General features: G+C 71.1%; 13 protein-coding genes. 11 read left to right on the top strand and 2 right to left on the bottom strand.

The window, feature by feature from the left end; genetic code table 11:
• Nucleotides 1–7: 7 nt before the first annotated feature.
• The 11 genes from DMB42_RS28340 to glgB are packed head-to-tail and all read left to right on the top strand — an operon-like array spanning nt 8 to nt 13,674.
• Nucleotides 8–1,651 carry a thiamine pyrophosphate-binding protein gene (locus DMB42_RS28340; protein WP_125638067.1) on the top strand — a complete coding sequence of 548 codons (1,644 nt, stop codon included), beginning with the start codon at nt 8–10 and terminating at the stop codon, nt 1,649–1,651.
• Nucleotides 1,648–2,247, top strand: coding sequence for a DJ-1/PfpI family protein (locus DMB42_RS28335; RefSeq protein ID WP_125638066.1), 600 nt, complete (start codon nt 1,648–1,650; stop codon nt 2,245–2,247). The genes DMB42_RS28340 and DMB42_RS28335 overlap by 4 nt, the downstream gene beginning before the upstream one ends.
• Before the next feature lie 8 nt (nt 2,248–2,255).
• The gene (locus DMB42_RS28330) at nt 2,256–4,058 is read left to right on the top strand and encodes an AGE family epimerase/isomerase (RefSeq protein ID WP_125638065.1); all 1,803 of its coding nucleotides are present in this window, start codon (nt 2,256–2,258) and stop codon (nt 4,056–4,058) included.
• 11 nt (nt 4,059–4,069) lie between these two features.
• On the top strand, nt 4,070–4,429 hold the full coding sequence (locus tag DMB42_RS28325) for an STAS domain-containing protein (protein WP_125638064.1): 360 nt from the start codon (nt 4,070–4,072) through the stop codon (nt 4,427–4,429).
• A complete protein-coding gene (glgX, locus tag DMB42_RS28320) occupies nt 4,426–6,558 on the top strand; it encodes a glycogen debranching protein GlgX (protein WP_221762373.1) in 2,133 nt (710 codons plus the stop codon). Before DMB42_RS28325 ends, glgX begins: the two co-directional genes overlap by 4 nt.
• 19 nt (nt 6,559–6,577) lie before the next feature.
• Nucleotides 6,578–6,898, top strand: coding sequence for an STAS domain-containing protein (locus DMB42_RS28315; RefSeq protein WP_125638063.1), 321 nt, complete (start codon nt 6,578–6,580; stop codon nt 6,896–6,898).
• Entirely contained in the window at nt 6,882–7,313 is a 432-nt protein-coding gene (locus DMB42_RS28310) for an ATP-binding protein (RefSeq protein ID WP_125638062.1), read from the top strand. Before DMB42_RS28315 ends, DMB42_RS28310 begins: the two co-directional genes overlap by 17 nt.
• Before the next feature lie 9 nt (nt 7,314–7,322).
• Nucleotides 7,323–8,495 carry a PP2C family protein-serine/threonine phosphatase gene (locus tag DMB42_RS28305; RefSeq protein ID WP_125638061.1) on the top strand — a complete coding sequence of 391 codons (1,173 nt, stop codon included), beginning with the start codon at nt 7,323–7,325 and terminating at the stop codon, nt 8,493–8,495.
• Nucleotides 8,492–9,799, top strand: a complete 1,308-nt coding sequence (locus DMB42_RS28300; protein ID WP_125638060.1) for an NDP-sugar synthase — start codon at nt 8,492–8,494, stop codon at nt 9,797–9,799. The genes DMB42_RS28305 and DMB42_RS28300 overlap by 4 nt, the downstream gene beginning before the upstream one ends.
• Before the next feature lie 3 nt (nt 9,800–9,802).
• Nucleotides 9,803–11,785 carry an alpha-1,4-glucan--maltose-1-phosphate maltosyltransferase gene (locus tag DMB42_RS28295; protein WP_125638059.1) on the top strand — a complete coding sequence of 661 codons (1,983 nt, stop codon included), beginning with the start codon at nt 9,803–9,805 and terminating at the stop codon, nt 11,783–11,785.
• Nucleotides 11,785–13,674 (top strand): 1,4-alpha-glucan branching protein GlgB, encoded by a 1,890-nt coding sequence (glgB, locus tag DMB42_RS28290; RefSeq protein ID WP_125638058.1) that lies wholly within the window; start codon nt 11,785–11,787, stop codon nt 13,672–13,674. Before DMB42_RS28295 ends, glgB begins: the two co-directional genes overlap by 1 nt.
• Here the strand turns inward: glgB and DMB42_RS28285 are convergent.
• Both DMB42_RS28285 and DMB42_RS28280 read right to left on the bottom strand, forming a co-directional pair.
• Nucleotides 13,657–14,295 (bottom strand): response regulator transcription factor, encoded by a 639-nt coding sequence (locus DMB42_RS28285; RefSeq protein WP_125638057.1) that lies wholly within the window; start codon nt 14,293–14,295, stop codon nt 13,657–13,659. The genes glgB and DMB42_RS28285 overlap by 18 nt on opposite strands.
• Nucleotides 14,273–15,151 (bottom strand): sensor histidine kinase, encoded by an 879-nt coding sequence (locus DMB42_RS28280; RefSeq protein ID WP_125638056.1) that lies wholly within the window; start codon nt 15,149–15,151, stop codon nt 14,273–14,275. Before DMB42_RS28280 ends, DMB42_RS28285 begins: the two co-directional genes overlap by 23 nt.
• Between the last annotated feature and the right edge of the window lie 153 nt (nt 15,152–15,304).

Raw genomic sequence — 15,304 nt, 5'->3', positions numbered from 1 at the left:
GCGGGCCATGGCCAGGGACGGCAACACCGCGATCATCGAGCAGTTCCTCAGCGACGGCATCACGTACATGTTCGGCAACCCGGGGACGGTCGAGCAGGGCTTCCTCGACGCGCTTGAGGGGTTCGAGGACTTCCACTACATCCTCACCCTCCAGGAGACGGTGGCGGCCGGCATCGCCGACGGCTACGCCCGTGCCACGGGCGGCCCGGCGCTCCTGCAGCTCCACAGCGGCGTGGGGCTGGGCAACGCGATCGGCATGCTGTATCAGGCCAAGCGGGGGCACTCCCCGCTGGTCGTCGTCGCCGGTGAGGCCGGCGTCGGCTACGACGCGATGGACGCCCAGATGGCCGCCGATCTCGTGGCCATGGCCCGGCCCGTCACCAAGCACGCCATGCGCGTGATCGACCCGGGCTCGGTGCTGCGGGTGCTGCGGCGGGCGGTGAAGATGGCGATGACGCCGCCGCGCGGCCCGGTGTTCGTGGCGCTCCCGCTCGACGTGCTGGACCAGCCCAACCACGAGCCGGTCCAGCCGTCGCTGGGCCCGCACACCGCCGTGCTGCCCGCCCCCGAGCTGGTACGCCAGGCCGCCGGGCTGCTGTCCGGCGCCCGCTCCCCGATCATCCTGGCCGGCGACGGCGTGTCGGTCTCCGGCGCGCAGGCGGAGCTGACCCGGGTGGCCGAGCAGCTCGGCGCCGACGTGTGGGGCGTGGAGTTCTCCGAGGCGAACATGGACGGCCGCCACCCGCTCTTCCGGGGCCAGCTCGGCCACATGTTCGGCCAGGTCAGCGCGGACGCGGTCAAGGACGCCGACGCCGTGCTGGTGGTGGGCACGTACCTGTTCCCCGAGGTGTTCCCGTCGCTGACCAGCCCGTTCGGCAAGGACGCCCGGATCGTGCACATCGATCTGGACTCCTACGAGATCGCCAAGAACCATCCGGTCACGCTGGGCCTGGTGGCCGACCCACGGCTCACGCTGGCCGCGCTGTCGGCCGAGCTGGAGGGCACGATGGGCCGGGCCGGCAAGCAGGCGGCCGCGGCGCGGCTGGCCCGGCGGACGGCCGAGCCGCCGCGCCCGGCGCCGGCCGAGGACTCCATCCTCAACACGTTCATGCGCGAGCTGGCCGCGCGGGCCCCCGAGGACGTGATCGTCTTCGACGAGGGGCTGACCGCCTCCGGCGTGATCGGCGCGTACTTCCCGCCGCGCGGGCCGGGCAGCTGGTTCCTGACCCGCGGCGGTTCGCTCGGCGTGGGCATCCCGGGGGCGATCGGCGCCAAGCTCGCCCACCCGGACCGTACGGTGATCGGCTTCACCGGCGACGGCGGCAGCATGTACACCTTCCAGGCCCTGGCCACCGCCGTCCGGTACGACATCGCCGCCAAGTTCGTGATCTGCAACAACCACAGCTACCGGCTACTGGACAACAACATCGAGGAGTACTGGCGCGGCCGGGGCATCCCCGGTCACCGTTTCCCTCGGTCGTTCGATCTCTCCTACCCCGACCTCCAGTTCACCGACCTGGCCAGGGGCTGCGGCGTGGACGGGCTGCGGGTGGAGAAGGCCGACCAGATCGAGGAGGCCGTCGAGCGGCTGCTCGGCCACGACGGCCCCTTCCTCATCGACCTCGTCACCGAACCCGGGAGACCATTGTGAGCGGCATCGAGCCACGGGCCGGCGCGGCGCTGAGCGGCCGCAAGATCGCCGTCCTGATGGAGAGCGACTACGTCGAGCCGGAGATCTTCTACTACGAGCGGCGCTTCGCCGAGGCCGGCGCCGACGTGCACTTCATGACGCGCCTGTGGGGGCAGCAGTCGATCACCTTCACCGGCCACGAGTGGCGGGTGCCGTTCACCGTGGACCGCGGGTTCGAGGGGATCAGCGACCGCGAGCTGCGCTCCTACGCGGCGGTGATCGTGCCCTCCGGCATCGTCTCGGACCGGCTGCGCTACACCGACGACGTCAACCGGCTGGCGCCGGCGACGGCGTTCGTGCGGCGCGCGCTGGAGGAGCCGTCGATCATCACGGGCGTGATCTGCCACGGCCTGTGGCTGATGGCGGCCGCACCCGAGACGATGCGCGGGCGCAAGGTCGTGGCGCACAACAACCTCGTGGGCGACGTCCGCAACATGGGCGCCGAGTACGTGGACCAGGACGTGGTCATCGACGGCAACCTCATCACCGGGCGCAGCGTGTACCACTGCCATCTGTTCGCCCACACCATCATCGGCCAGCTCGCCGAGACGTTGTAGGAGCCCCAATGAACTTCACCTTCATGGACACCGTGGCCGGGCGGGTCGAACGGTTCGACGCCGGCTCCGGCTCCTTCCGGCTGGCGACCATCGACGGCCGCACGTTCGAGGTGCGCCTGGACGGCGAGGTCTCGGCCGAGCTGCTGCGCAACCTGGGCGAGCCGTACGTGGACGCGGGCGACCACCTGCGTGACATGCTCACCCCGGGCCGCCACCTGTTCGCCTACGGCATCTTCTACCCCGAGGGCGCCGAGCCGGTCTTCTCCGCCAAGCGCCTGATCTTCCTGGGCCGCGGCTCCGGCGAGTACCGCTTCGAGCAGCCCGACTGGTGGATCAACCAGCTCGACGAGATCGCCGCGTTCTACCGGCGGGCCCAGTTCGGGCAGGGGCCGGTGGACTTCCGCGACTACCGGACGATCCTGCGCCTGGGCGGCGACAAGACCGCCAGCCACGTGCAGGAGACCGACACGATCTCGCGCCTGGTCTACGGCATGGCCTCGGCGTACATGCTGACCGGCGACGACGCCTACCTGGAGGTGGCCGAGCGGGGCACCCGCTACCTGCGCGAGCACATGCGCTTCGTGGACCCCGAGAACGACGTCGTGTACTGGTACCACGGCATCAAGGTCGAGGGCGAGCACGAGAAGAAGTTGTTCACCTCGGAGTTCGGCGACGACTACGACGCCATCCCGATGTACGAGCAGATCTACGCCCTGGCCGGCCCGACCCAGACCTACCGGGTGACCGGCGACAAGCGCATCGCCTCCGACGTGGACGCCACGCTGCGGCTGTTCGAGAAGTTCTTCCGCGACCACCGGCGCGGCGGCTACTACTCGCACGTCGACCCGATCCTGCTCAACCCGCACCACGACTCGCTCGGGCCGAACCAGTCGCGCAAGAACTGGAACTCCGTCGGCGACCACGCCCCGGCCTACCTGATCAACTACTTCCTGGCCACGGGCGACGAGCGCCACCTGGAGATGCTGGAGCGCACGTTCGACACCATCGTCGAGCACTTCCCCGAGCCGTCGAGCCCGTTCGTCAACGAGCGTTTCCACGACGACTGGAGCCACGACCTGGCCCACAGCTGGCAGCAGGACCGCGCGGTCGTCGGGCACAACCTGAAGATCGCCTGGAACCTCATGCGCATGCACGGCGTCCGCCCCAAGGACGCCTACCAGGAGCTGGCCGAGCACCTGGCCCGCACGATGCCCGCGATCGGCAGCGACCAGCAGCGCGGCGGCTGGTACGACGTCGTCGAGCGGCACCTGGCCGAGGGCCAGGAGTGGTACCGCTTCGCCTGGCACGACCGCAAGGCGTGGTGGCAGCAGGAGCAGGCGATCCTGGCGTACCTGATCATCGCCGGGGAGCTGGGCGGCGCCGAGTATCTGGAGCAGGCGCGCCAGGCGGCCGGGTTCTACAACGCCTTCTTCCTCGACCACGACGAGGGCGCGGTCTACTTCAACGTGCTGGCCAACGGCCTGCCGTACCTGCTCGGGACCGAGCGGTTCAAGGGCAGCCACTCGATGAGCATGTACCACTCCTCCGAGCTGTGCTTCCTGGCGACCGTCTACACGCGGCTGCTGGTCACGCGGCAGCCGCTCACGCTGCACTTCAAGCCGGGCCCCGACGCCGAGCGCATCCTGCGCGTCGCGCCCGACCTGCTGCCGCCCGGACGGGTGCTGCTCACCGAGGCCGAGGTGGACGGCAAGCCGTACGAGGTGCTGGACCCGGTGGCGATGACCGTGGAGCTGCCGGTCTCGTCGGAGGCCCTGCGCGTCAAGGTGACGCTGACGCCGGTGCAGGAGTGAGCGTGCCGACCATGGAGATCACGACGGACACGATCGGCCCGGTCACCGTGATCGGGCTCACCGGCCAGCTCGACAGCAGGTCGGCGCCGGCCGCGCAGGAGCGCATCCTGTCGCTGCTGCCGGACAGCCGGCCGGTGCTGCTCGACCTGACCGGCGTCAGCTACCTGTCCAGCGCGGGCCTGCGCACGATGTTGCTGGTCTACCGGCGGGCGCGGACCGTGGACAGCTTCATCGCCCTGGTCGGGCTGTCGGCCGAGCTGCGCGGGGTGATGGCGGCGACCGGGTTCCTGCGCTTCTTCGTCGTCGCCGACTGCGTGGCGGACGGGCTGGAGATCGTCCGCGCCGCCGAGCCCAGGGAGGAGGCCACGTGAGCGTCGAGACGCAGGGCGTGCCCGGCAGGATCGACTCCTTCCCGACGGCCGAGCTGGCCGGGTTCGGGGTACGGGCGGGCCATCCGATGCCGTTCGGCGCCACGCTGGTGCCCGGCGGGGTGAACTTCTCGATCTACTCCAGCGGCGCGAGCGCGGTCTCGCTCGTGCTGTTCCGGCACGGCGAGCGGGAGCCGTTCGCCGAGCTGCCCTTCCCCGGCGAGTACCGGATCGGCGGCGTGTGGGCCATGACCGTGTTCGGCCTCGACCACGAGGGCGTCGAGTACGGCTACCGCGTCACCGGCCCGGAGAACCCGGCCCCCGGCGACCGGTTCGACCCGGCCAAGATCCTGGCCGACCCGTACGCCACGGCCATGTCGGGCCGGGACGTGTGGGGCGCCGAGGTGGACTGGGACGATCCCTACCCGTACCGGTCGGTGCTGGCGGCCGGCGACTTCGACTGGGAGGACGACCGGCCGCTGCGGATCGCGCCGGAGGACCTGGTCGTCTACGAGCTGCACGTACGCGGCTTCACCGCCGACCCGTCCTCGGGGGTGGCGGCGCCGGGCACGTACGCGGGGCTGATCGAGAAGATCCCGTACCTGAAGGAGCTCGGCGTCAACTGCGTGGAGCTGATGCCGGTCTTCGAGTTCGACGAGTTCGACATGAGCCGCGTCAACCCGGTCACCGGCGAGCGCCTGTACAACTTCTGGGGCTACTCGACCCTGGGCTTCTTCGCGCCCAAGGCCGGCTACGCGGCCACCGGCAGGTACGGGATGCAGGCCGACGAGTTCAAGAACCTGGTCAAGGAGCTGCACCGGGCCGGGATCGCGGTGGTGCTGGACGTGGTCTTCAACCACACGGCCGAGGGCAACGAGAACGGCCCCACGATCCACTTCCGCGGCCTGGACAACGGCACGTACTACATGCTCACGCCGGAGGGCTACTACTACAACTTCAGCGGCACCGGGAACACCTTCAACTGCAACCACCCGGTGGTGCGCGACTACGTGCTCGACTGCCTGCGCTACTGGGCCGGCGAGTACCACATCGACGGCTTCCGCTTCGACCTGGCGGCGATCCTCGACCGCGGCCAGGACGGCGCGCCGCTGGCCAACCCGCCGCTGATCGAGACGCTGGCCCACGACCCGCTGCTGCGCGACTGCCTGCTGATCGCCGAGGCGTGGGACGCCGGCGGCCTCTACCAGGTGGGCTCCTTCCCGGGATACCAGCGCTGGTCGGAGTGGAACGGCCGCTACCGCGACGCGCTGCGCCGCTTCCTGAAGGGCGACCCGGGCTCGGCCGGCGAGCTGGCCACCCGGCTGGTCGGCTCCCCCGACCTGTACGCCTCCCGCGGCACGCTCGCCTCGGTCAACTTCGTCACCTGCCACGACGGGTTCACGCTGGCGGACCTGTTCGCGTACAACGGCAAGCACAACGAGGCCAACGGCGAGGACAACCGCGACGGCAACGACGACAACCTGAGCTGGAACTGCGGCGCGGAGGGCCCGACCGACGACCCGGAGGTGCTGGCGCTGCGCGGGCGGCAGACCAGGAACGCGCTGCTGCTGCTCCTGCTCAGCCAGGGCATCCCGATGATCCTGGCCGGCGACGAGGTCGGCCGCGGCCAGCAGGGCAACAACAACGCCTACTGCCACGACGGGCCGCTGTCGTGGTTCGACTGGAGCCTGGCCGGGCAGAACGGCGACCTGCTGCGCTTCGTCCGCGAGTGCGTGGCCTTCCGCGCGGCGCACCCGTTGGTGCGCGACCGCCGCCACCCGTGCGGCGACGAGGGCGCCGGTGGGCTGCCGCAGGTGTCCTGGCACGGCGAGCGGGCCGGCGAGCCCGACTGGTCGGAGGGCAGCGCGCTGGTGGCGATGCTGCGCAGCGGCACGGCGGCCGGCGGCGGCCCCGGCCTGCTCTACCTGGCCGCCAACGCCCACTGGGAGGCGCGGGAGCTGGAGCTGCCCGACCTGCCGGACGGCGCGGTGTGGCACCTGTTCGCCGACACCGGCGCCGCCGCCCCCGATGACGTCCACACACCGGGCCAGGAGCCGCCGCTGGCCGACCAGCGGCGGATCGTCGTCGGCCCGCGGGCCGCGGTCGCGCTGGTCGGCCGCGCCCATCCCTGAAATCCATGGAGGAGAACCCATGTCGTTCAACGCGATCCTGACCCACGACGGCAGCACCGCCCTGATCAAGCTGGAGGGCGAGCTGGACGCCCTGACCGCCGAGACCTTCAGGAGGGAGGTGGAGCGCGCGGCCGAGGCCGCCGCCGAGCTGCGGGTGCTGGAGATGTCCGAGCTCAGCTACATGTCCTCGGCGGGGCTGCGCGGCCTGGTGTTCGCTCGGCAGAAGCTGGCCGACGACGTGCGCATCGTCCTGGTGGGCGCCAACGACGCCATCGAGCAGACCATCCGGCTGGTCGGCTTCCACCACAGCGTGGACTTCAGCGATGCGATCCCCGAATAGGCAGGCGATGGACCGGCTCAGTCTGCCCGCCGAACCCGAGGCGCTGGACGAACTGGTGGACTACGTGCAGACGCTGAGCGCGATGGGCGGCCTGACCCGTACCCGCGCCCACTGGCTGCGGCTGGCCGCCGAGGAGCTCATCGTCAACATCATCACCCACGGCCATCGTGACCGGCCGGGCGAGGTGGAGCTGACCGGCGGGGTGGAGCCGGGCCGGGTGTGGTTGCGCCTGGTCGACTCGGCCCCGCCGTTCGACCCGACCGCCTACGAGGCCGTTCCCGACCTGGAACGGCCGCTGGGCGAGCGCGAGCCGGGCGGGCTGGGTGTCTACCTGGCCCGTACGGTCGCCGACCAGATCCGCTACGAGTACGTCTCGGGTCGTAACCAGACGACCATCATCATGAACCGCGTCTAGGAGGTACGGATGGATGCGGAGGTGACCCTCGTCGTCAGTGGCCCATCACCAGCAGCGGAAGAGCTGTGCCTGCTGCTGGCCGCCGACGGCGCTCCCGTGGCCAGGCGCACCCCCGAACAACTGCTGGCCGAGGCGCCTCCGCCCACCGGTCTGCTGCTGGTGAACGCGAGCCTCGACGTGGAGGTCGTGCGCGAGGTGACGCGGGTCGTCCAGGCCGGCGCGCGGCCTCCGGTGGTGGTCGCGTTCACCGACGGCGACCTGCGCCAGCTCGAACCGCATGTGCTGGCCGGGCTGGACTACATCGTCCCGCCCTTCGTCCCGGAGCTGCTGCACCGCAGGCTGCGGGCGGGACAGGTGTTCGGCCGTTTTCCCGGCGCCGAGGAGGAGGCGCTGCTGAAGTACGAGCGGGAGCTGCAGATCGGGCGGGAGATCCAGGCGGGCTTCCTGCCCGACGCGCTGGCCGCCCGCGCCGGGTGGCAGCTCACCGTCCGATTCCAGCCGGCCAGGGAGGTCGCGGGGGACTTCTACGACGCCCTGGAGCTGCTCGGCGGGTCGCGGATCGGGCTGGTCGTGGCCGACGTGTGCGACAAGGGCGTCGGCGCCGCCCTGTTCATGGCCCTGATCAGGACCCTGCTGCGGCACACCGCCGCCCACGTGGAGACCGGCGACGCCGTCGCCGACCCGGACGACACCGCGCCGCTGCTGCGGGCGGTGATCGCGACCAACGACTACCTGACCGCCAACCACCTGCGCCAGGGCTACTTCGCCACGCTGTTCTTCGGCGTGCTCGACCCGGTCACCGGCGCGCTCATCTACATCAACTGCGGGCACAACCCGCCCATCATCCGCCACGCGGGCGGCGGCCACACCCTGCTGCCTCCCACCGGACCGGCGCTGGGGCTGGTGCCCGACTCCGTCTTCGAGGTCGGCAGGGCCCACCTGGACCAGGGGGACCTGCTGTTCGCCTACACCGACGGCGTGCCCGAGGCCAGGGACGAGTCCGGCCGCTTCTTCAGCGAGGAGCTCATGCTGACCCTCGTCTCGCAGCCCGCCAGCGGGGCGGACGACCTGCTGGACAGGCTCGAACGGGAGATCAGCGCGCACATCGGGTCCGCCGAGCAGTTCGACGACATCACCATGATCGCCCTACGTAGGACACCCACGGGGAAGTACGGACAATGAACGAGATCGCTGGAATCGCACTGGCGGGCGGACAGGGCCTGCGGGCCCGGCCGCTCACCCTGGAGGCCCCCGGCCACCTGCGGAGCAAGGCCACGGTCTGCTTCGCCGGACGGCCGGTCATCGAATGGCAGATCATGGCCCTGCGCGACCAGGGGGTCAGCGACTTCTATCTGATCGCCAACGGCCGGGAGAACCGCTACCAGGCCAAGGACGTCCTGGGGCACGGCGAGGGGCTGGACGTGCGGCTGCGCTACTCGCGGCCCCGGATGGACTGGACCAACACCGGCTCCGGCGAGGCGACGCTGAGCAGCCTGGACTACTGGGAGCTGGACGGGCTGGCGCTGGTCTTCCCGACCGACTCGCTGTTCGAGTTCGACCTGGCCGAGCTCGTACGCCGCCACCGCGACAGCGACGCGGTCGTCACCGTGGCCGTGGTCGAGCGACCGGCCGAGGACGTCGCGGGCAAGTACGGCACCATGGTCACCGACGCCTCCGGCCGGATCCGGCGTTTCGTGGAGAAACCGCCACTGGCCGAGGTGCACGCCCTGGCCGCGGCCCCGGCGCGGGTGCCGGTCAACGCCGGGCTCTACCTGATCGACTGCGGGCGGCTGCGGAAGCTGGCCGGGGAGCCGGCGCTGGCCGCGCTGGCCCGCCACCGGCTCGACTGGGGGCACGACCTGCTCCCGTGGCTGGTGGAGGCGGGGCACCGGGTCGGCATCGCGCCCATCGCCAAGCTGGGCGACCTGGGCAACCCGCGCGACTACCTCGACACCCTGACCGACGCGCTGAGCGGCGGCTACCCGCACGTGCTCAAGGGCATGCGGCCGGCGTACCCGGGCAACGTGCGCATCCACGAGTCCTCGTTGCGGCAGCGGGACGCGACCTCGGGGATGACGCTGGCCGAGAAGATCAGCGCGGGACTGGTCAGGATCGGGCCGAACGTGCACATCGGCCGGGACGTCGAGATCGGCCCGGGCGTGGTCGTCTCCGACTCCGCGATCGGCGACGGCGTGGACCTGCACACCGGGTGCCGCCTGCAGCGGGTGGCCTGCCTGGACGGGGCGATCATCGGGCCGTGGGCGCGGCTCACCGACACCCACGTCGGGACGATGGCCACGGTGGAGTCGTTCGTGGACTGCGTGACCGTGCTGAGCGGCTACAGCGCGCTGGGCAACGAAGTGACGGTGCAGGCCGGGGTGCGGCTGTCCGGGGTGACGGTGTACCCGGGGCTGACCGTGCCGGCGCACTGCGAGGCCGCCGCCGGCACCTCGCTCAAGACCATCGCCGACCTTCAGGACGCGTGAGACATGACTGAGACGCTGGTGTTGACCGAGATCTCCGAGATCGCCGCGGGCCGCGTGCCCATCGTGGGCGTACGGCCCGTCGTCGCGGGCGGCCGCCGGCCCGCGCACGCGGTGCCGGGTGAGCCGTTCGAGGTGTCGGCGACGCTGTTCCGGGAGGGGCACGGCGTGGTGGGCGCGAACGTCGTGCTCACCGACCCCGACGGCAAGCAGGCCGCGTGGATCCCGATGGCGGCCCTGTCGGCCGGCTCCGACCGGTACGCGGCCGAGGTGTCGGCGCACCGGGAGGGCGAGTGGACCTTCCGGGTGGAGGCGTGGAGCGACCCGGTCGCGACCTGGCTGCACGTGGCGGAGGTGAAGATCCCGGCCGCGATGGACGTGGCCGTGACGATGGAGGCCGGCGCCCGCCTGCTGACCAGGGCCGCCGCCCAGCCCGAGGTGCCGCCCGCCGACGCCCGGCTGCTGCGCGTGGCCGCCGCGACGCTGCGCGACGGCGAACTGGAGCCCGAGGCGCGGCTGGCGATCGCGCTGGCCGAGCCGGTGTTGCGGACGCTGGCCCGCCGGCCGCTGCGCGACCACGTGACGGCCGGGGAGGAGCTGCCGCTGCTGGTGGAGCGCGAGCGGGCGCTGCACGGCGCCTGGTACGAGTTCTTCCCCCGTTCCGAGGGCGCGGTGATCGACCCCACCGGCTGTCACCCGCCGCGCTCGGGCACCTTCCGCACCGCGGCCGAACGGCTGCCCGCCGTCGCCGCGATGGGCTTCGACGTGGTCTACCTGCCGCCGATCCACCCCATCGGCCGGACCAACCGCAAAGGGCCGGGCAACTCGCCGATCGCCGGGCCGCACGACCCCGGCTCACCATGGGCGATCGGCTCGGCCGCCGGCGGGCACGACGCCGTCCACCCCGACCTCGGGACGATCGAGGACTTCGACGCCTTCGTGGCCAGGGCCGGCGAGCTGGGCCTGCAGGTGGCGCTGGACTTCGCCCTGCAGTGCTCGCCCGACCACCCGTGGGTACGGGAGCACCCGCGGTGGTTCGAGCACCGCCCCGACGGCAGCATCGCCTACGCCGAGAACCCGCCCAAGAAGTACCAGGACATCTACCCCATCTGCTTCGACGCCGACCCCGGCGGCGTGCTGGCCGAGTCGCTGCGGGTGTTGCGGCACTGGATGAGCCACGGGGTGCGGATCTTCCGCGTGGACAACCCGCACACCAAGCCGGTCTTCTTCTGGGAACGCCTGATCGCCGAGATCAACCGCACCGACCCGGACGTGTTGTTCCTGGCCGAGGCGTTCACCCGCCCGGCCATCATGCACACGCTGGCCGCCGTCGGCTTCCAGCAGTCCTACACCTACTTCACCTGGCGCAACGCCAAGCCGGAGCTGGAGAGCTATCTGGGCGAGCTGGCCGGGGAGGCGGCGGCGTACATGCGGCCGAACCTGTTCGTCAACACACCCGACATCCTGCACGCCTACCTTCAGGAGGGCGGGCCGGCCGCCGGCCGGGTGCGGGCCGCGCTGGCCGCGACGGCCTCGCCCACGTGGGGCGTGTACGCCGGGTTCGAGCTGTGCGAAAGCGAGCCGGCCGCGCCCGGCAGCGAGGAGTACAAGGACTCGGAGAAGTACCAGTACCGGCCGCGTGACTGGTCGGCGGGCGGCACGCTGGCGCCCTTCCTGACCACGCTGAACCGGATCAGGCGCCGCCATCCCGCGCTACGGCTGCTGCGCAACCTGCGTTTCCACCACGCCGACGACGAGGCCGTGCTCTGCTTCTCCAAGCAGACCGGCGAGGACACCGTGATCGTGGTGGTCAACCTCGACCCGCACCGCCCGCGGCAGGCCACGGTGACGCTCGACCTGCCCGACCTCGGCCCCTCCTTCCGGGTGCGCGACGAGCTGACCGGCGAGGTCTACCAGTGGGGGGCGCGCAACTACGTGCGGCTGGACCCGTCGTGGCAGCCCGCCCACATCCTGACGGTGGAGGGGTGATGGGCGTCCTGGCCGGGGACGTCCCGTCCGCGCTGGGCGAGCTGGACCTGCACCTCATCGGCGAGGGCAGGCACGAGCAGCTGTGGCGGGCGCTGGGCGGGCGCACCCGTACCGTGGGGGGCGTGGCGGGCGTCTCGTTCGCGGTGTGGGCGCCGGGGGCGCGGGAGGTGCGCCTGGTGGGCGACCTCAACGGCTGGGACGGCGCGGGACACGCTCTGCGCCGGGTGCCCGGCGGCGGGCTGTGGGAGCTGTTCGTGCCGGGCGCCGGCGACGGCTGCCGGTACATGTACGAGATCATCGGGTCGGACGGCCGTACCCTGCGCAAGGCCGACCCGCTGGCGCTGGCGGCCGAGCACCCGCCGCGTACGGCGTCGGTGGTGTTCACCTCCCGGCACCGCTGGCGCGACCGCGCGTGGCTGGCGGCGCGCGGCGAGGGCCCGGCCCGCGAGGCGCCGATGAGCGTGTACGAGCTGCACCTCGGCTCCTGGCGGCGCGGCCTGACCTACCGCGACCTGGCCGAGCAGCTTCCCGGGTACGTGCGCGGCATGGGCTTCAGCCACGTGGAGCTGATGCCGGTGGCCGAGCACCCCTTCGGCGGCTCGTGGGGCTACCAGATCTCCTCCTACTACGCGCCGAGCTCCCGCTACGGCACCCCGGACGACTTCCGCGCCCTGGTCGAGGCGCTGCACCTGGCCGGGATCGGGGTGATTCTGGACTGGGTGCCGGCGCACTTCCCCCGGGACGACTGGGCGCTGGCCCGCTTCGACGGCGGCCCGCTGTACGAGCACCCCGACCCGCTGCGCGGCGAGCATCCCGACTGGGGCACCCTCACCTTCGACCTGGGCCGCGCCGAGGTGCGCAACTTCCTCATCGCCAACGCGCTGTACTGGTGCGAGGAGTTCCACGTCGACGCCCTGCGGGTGGACGCCGTCGCCTCCATGCTCTACCTGGACTACTCGCGCCCGGACGGCTCCTGGCGGCCCAATGCCCACGGCGGCAGGGAGCACCTGGAGGCGATCTCGTTCCTGCGGGAGCTGAACGACACCGTGCACCGGCGCTGCCCCGGCGTGCTCATGATCGCCGAGGAGTCCACCGCGTGGGAGGGGGTGACCCGGCCGCCGGCCGCCGGGGGGCTGGGGTTCGACTTCAAGTGGAACATGGGCTGGATGCACGACACGCTCGGCTACATGCGGCAGGACCCGGTGCACCGGCGGCACCACCACCACGCGCTGACGTTCGGGCTGACGTACGCGTACGCGGAGGACTTCCTGCTGCCGCTCAGCCATGACGAGCTGGTGCACGGCAAGGGCTCGCTGGCCGGCAAGATGCCGGGCGACGACTGGCAGCGGCTGGCGAACCTGCGCGCGTACCTGGCCTTCATGTGGGCGCATCCGGGCAAGAAGCTGCTGTTCATGGGCCAGGAGTTCGCGCAGGAGAGCGAGTGGTCCCACGATCGCGAGCTGGACTGGGCGCTGCTGCGCGACCCCCGGCACAAGGGAGTGCGCGACCTGGTCAGGGACCTGAACCGGCACTACGCCGCCACTCCCGCCCTGTGGCGGCTGGACTGCTCCCCGGACGGCTTCACCTGGATCGACGCCGACGACGCCGACTCCAACGTCTACTCCTTCGTCCGATGGGACCGGTGGGGGGCGCCGCTGGTGTGCGTGAGCAACCTGTCGCCGGTGCCGCGCCACGGGCACCGGCTCGCGCTCCCCTCCGGCGGGCGCTGGCAGGAGGTGCTCAACACCGACGCCGCCTGCTACGGCGGAGGGAACCTGGGCAACCTGGGCACGGTCACCGGCGGGTACGGCGTCGCCGAGGTGCTGCTGCCGCCGCTGGCGACGCTCTGGCTGGCCCCCGTGGAGGAGGTGTCAGAGCGTCAGCAGTGAGGCGGCCATGGCCTTGTTCACCGCGTCGAGGCGGGAGGTGGCGTCGAGCTTGGTGAAGATGTTGCGCAGGTGACGCTTGACGGTGCCCTCGGCGATCATCAGCCGGGTGCCGATCTGGGCGTTGCTGAGGCCCTGGGCGGCCAGGGACAACACGCTCAGCTCCCGCTCGGACAGTTTGCCGGCGCGCGGCCGCCGGGACATCATCAGGCTCTCGCGCGAGACCGACAGGACCACCCGCTCGGCGTCGGCGCACACGCCGCGGATGGCCTGGACGAGCTCCTCCCGCCCGACGCTCTTGAGCAGGTAGCCGCGCACACCGTGGGCGATGAGCTCCTGCACGAGCACCGGGTCGTCGTACATGCTCAGCACGATGACGCGGGAGCGGGGCGAGACCCGGTGGATGTGCTTGGTGGTGCGTACGACGCCGTCGCCGGGCATCTCGACGTCGAGCACCACGACGTCCGGCCGCAGCGCCTCCGCCGACGTCACCGTCGCGCGCGCGTCCCCCGCGGTGGCGACGACACAGATATCGGGCTCCAGCTCCAGCGTCTGCTTGAGCGTCTCCCGAAGGATCGTGTGGTCGTCGGCGATCAGGACGTCAATGCTGCCTTCTCTTCGCATCCGCTGTTTCCTTCGGCCGCTCTTCCCGGACCGCCCGGACGGAGGCACGGAAGACGACCTCGGTGCCCTTCCCGGGGGTGCTCTCGATGGTCACCAGGCCGCCCAGAGCGACCGCTCGCTCGCGCATTGAGGTCAGGCCGTTCCCATGTTTCGCACGCCAGCCCGAGAAACCCCGGCCATTGTCCCGCACTATCGCCGTGATCCGGTCGTGGGCCACCTTGACGCATACTTCGAGCAGATCGGCACCGGCGTGGGAGATACTGTTGGTAATGGCTTCGCGTAATATCAGGAATAGCTCGTCCCGAATGCGGCCGGGTAAGTCGTCGACATCGCCGATAAGGGTTATCCGATATGCGAGCCGCGGGTCCACAATGGTTGTCATGAGCCGCTGGAGAGCTCGTTCCATTCCCGGCCAATGGGCGTGAACACGCAGGTCGGATATGACGTCACGGATTTCCTGGTGTGCTCTGAGGAGGGCCGCCTTCGCCTCCTTGATGTGCACAGGGAAACCGGCTCCGCCGCGTGCGTGACCAATTTCGGCGAGCTCCAGCTGCCGGCTCGCCACACTGATCTCATGCCCCACCCGGTCATGCAGATCACGTGCGATACGCCGCCATTCCCGTTCGTCGCCGGCGGCCGCCGGAGGCGCGAACAAGGCCGCCGGGGCCTGCGCCGTACCGGCCCTGAGGCGGGCGACGATCAGGTCGAGTATCTCTTCCGCCAACTCCGCGCATCCTTCCGGAACGGCCCCGGAAGTTGATTCTTCAATTTCGCCGCACAGCTGTGCCAAGATCGCCGCCTTATGAGCTTCGATCCGCTCGGCTATCACAACCGTGGGCTGGATGTTGCACTGCACTGGTCATCCCCCGTAGTGTGTGTCGCCTTACTCTGTCACCGGCGCAGATCCCCGCATCATATGATCACATGATTCCGGCGGACGCAAGAGTGCACTCGAGGACCGGCATGGCCTCGAGCCATTAACCGCACACCTGACTCGCGCCCGGTGTGA

This window comes from Nonomuraea sp. WAC 01424, assembly GCF_003947315.1.
Lineage (GTDB): Bacteria > Actinomycetota > Actinomycetes > Streptosporangiales > Streptosporangiaceae > Nonomuraea > Nonomuraea spiralis.
This window is presented reverse-complemented; position numbering and strand designations above follow the sequence as displayed.

Excerpts from the sequence above, each read along its gene's own strand:
- DMB42_RS28295 (WP_125638059.1), top strand. The coding sequence starts at position 9,803 with ATGACTGAGACGCTGGTGTTGACCGAGATCTCCGAGATCGCCGCGGGC.
- DMB42_RS28310 (WP_125638062.1), top strand. The coding sequence starts at position 6,882 with ATGCGATCCCCGAATAGGCAGGCGATGGACCGGCTCAGTCTGCCCGCC.
- DMB42_RS28300 (WP_125638060.1), top strand. The coding sequence starts at position 8,492 with ATGAACGAGATCGCTGGAATCGCACTGGCGGGCGGACAGGGCCTGCGG.
- DMB42_RS28330 (WP_125638065.1), top strand. The coding sequence starts at position 2,256 with ATGAACTTCACCTTCATGGACACCGTGGCCGGGCGGGTCGAACGGTTC.
- DMB42_RS28315 (WP_125638063.1), top strand. The coding sequence starts at position 6,578 with ATGTCGTTCAACGCGATCCTGACCCACGACGGCAGCACCGCCCTGATC.
- DMB42_RS28325 (WP_125638064.1), top strand. The coding sequence starts at position 4,070 with ATGGAGATCACGACGGACACGATCGGCCCGGTCACCGTGATCGGGCTC.
- DMB42_RS28340 (WP_125638067.1), top strand. The coding sequence starts at position 8 with ATGGCCAGGGACGGCAACACCGCGATCATCGAGCAGTTCCTCAGCGAC.
- glgB (WP_125638058.1), top strand. The coding sequence starts at position 11,785 with ATGGGCGTCCTGGCCGGGGACGTCCCGTCCGCGCTGGGCGAGCTGGAC.
- DMB42_RS28305 (WP_125638061.1), top strand. The coding sequence starts at position 7,323 with ATGGATGCGGAGGTGACCCTCGTCGTCAGTGGCCCATCACCAGCAGCG.
- DMB42_RS28285 (WP_125638057.1), bottom strand. The coding sequence starts at position 14,295 with ATGCGAAGAGAAGGCAGCATTGACGTCCTGATCGCCGACGACCACACG.